Origin of the sequence: Dyadobacter sp. 22481, assembly GCF_052044875.1 — a bacterium.
GTDB lineage: Bacteria > Bacteroidota > Bacteroidia > Cytophagales > Spirosomataceae > Dyadobacter > Dyadobacter endophyticus.
Genome location: NZ_JBQENV010000017.1, coordinates 1 through 506 on the forward strand (window position 1 = coordinate 1; position 506 = coordinate 506).

At 47.6% G+C, this 506-nt stretch carries 1 protein-coding gene; it reads right to left on the minus strand.

Annotated elements, in window-relative coordinates; all coding sequences use genetic code 11:
* A partial coding sequence (locus ACTJJJ_RS31735; protein ID WP_440703913.1) for a hypothetical protein occupies positions 1-506 on the minus strand: 506 nt, incomplete at both ends.

Consider the following 506-nt stretch of genomic DNA (forward strand, 5'->3'; position numbering starts at 1 on the left):
GGATTTGCCGCTTTTCGGCGACTGTCCACACAAAGCGGCACAATGCTGTATTGGATATCCGACAGTTTTACATCCAGCAAGCGCGTATAATATTCCGCTTCGGATTCATTGAGGAAAATAGTGCGGTCGGACGAGATAATGGCGTTTTGATCGAGCTTGAAATGTGCTGCTGCTTCGGGACTTTCTTGGGCGATCGTTTTGCGGTCGGTCACATAGGTGTCGTAAAAGGAGATGTAAAAATCCGTGATCACCTGCTTTTTGAAGAACTTCGCAAGCTTGTATTTATAGGGGTATTGATGGCGGGTCGCGGGGATGATGATGATGTCGGCCTTCCAAACGACCGTCAGCTCGATGATCATTCGCTGGACTTTGTTCCACAAGGAAGGACGGTCCCAGAGTAATCCGGGGTTGAGGTAAAACAGATTTACCTCTGAAATGTCAAAAAGGGATCTGATCAGGTTTTGTGTTCTGTAACTGCCAGCCACAACTCCGTAGATCACTACGTT